The organism is Kitasatospora sp. NPDC058048 (genome assembly GCF_042885555.1).
In the GTDB taxonomy this organism is placed as follows: domain Bacteria; phylum Actinomycetota; class Actinomycetes; order Streptomycetales; family Streptomycetaceae; genus Kitasatospora; species Kitasatospora lactacystinica.
The window spans coordinates 1-1044 of record NZ_JBHVRT010000106.1 but is presented as its reverse complement, the minus strand read 5'-3'; the positions used below and the strand labels follow the sequence as shown (position 1 = coordinate 1044).

Sequence of the window (1044 nt, the reverse complement as noted above, 5' to 3'; positions counted from 1 at the left end):
ACGACCTGGTGCGTGATTGCGGCGGCGATGTGACGGGCTGAGCGACGGCCGTTGTCAGGCTGTGGCGGTGCGGTCGGAGACGAGTCCTGCGACGGCGAGGTATGTGGCCGGGAGGGTGTCGCGGCGGTGGGTCCAGCGAGCCAGTCCCTTCCAGCGTTTGTGGTCGGCGAGGGCGTGCTCGACGGAAATGCGTTGAGACGAGTGCTCGTGGCGGGCTTGCTCACGGGCCTCGTGGACTTCCGGTGCGGCGATCTTGTTCGGTTTCCTCGGAGGCGTGACGGCCTTGCCCGGATGGTCGCGCCGCAGACCCAAGTAGCCATCATCGAGCAGTACTTGAACTCTCGGGAACTGCCGGAAGAGGTCGTCGATGCCCTCGCTTCGTATCGCTGTGGCGTCGTGCATGCGCCCGGGGCGGAGGTTACCGGCCCACAGGGTGCGGCCCTTCGCGTCGGCGACGACGGTGGCCTTCATCGTGTTCTGCTTCTTCTTGCCGGACACGAAGGCCCGACGTCCGCCGCGGTGCGATGTCGGGCGGCGGACCTGGACCTCGGTGGCGTCCAGCCGCAGTACGACGCCCTCGGCCTGGGCGTAGGCGAAGACGTCCGCCAGGGTTCGCAACCGGACTCCGGGACGGTCGGGCACCGCGAAACCGCGCTTGGCAAGCAGGACCCTGACCTCGCCGATTGCACGACTGATAGTGGAGCGGTCGACACCGAACAGCAGGCCCAGGACGGCGTGCGGCAGGTCGTGCCGCAGGTAAATGAGCGTGGCGGTCACCCGGTCGACGAACACGAGCCGATGCCTGGCACCCGCGCCCGCCGCGCGTTGCCGCGCTCCACCACGGGCAGCGTCTCGCCGGCCCTCGACAACGGCCTGCCACGGAGCGGCCAGTTCGACGACCAAATCCGCCAGGTGCCGCCGCGAGATGCCAGTCAGCACCCGGTGGCCAAGGACCGCATGGTTCAACTTGATCGTCACATCGTCAAATGATGCCGCCCGTAACACTGCTGGTCACATCGCCGCCGCAATCACGCACCAGGTCGT

Annotated in this window: 1 protein-coding gene; it reads right to left on the bottom strand. The window is 67.9% G+C overall.

Annotated elements, in window-relative coordinates; genetic code table 11:
* Nucleotides 1–54: 54 nt before the first annotated feature.
* Complete coding sequence (locus ACFVVA_RS42135; protein ID WP_387696021.1) at nucleotides 55–978, bottom strand: transposase family protein; 924 nt, start codon at nucleotides 976–978, stop codon at nucleotides 55–57.
* Between the last annotated feature and the right edge of the window lie 66 nt (nucleotides 979–1044).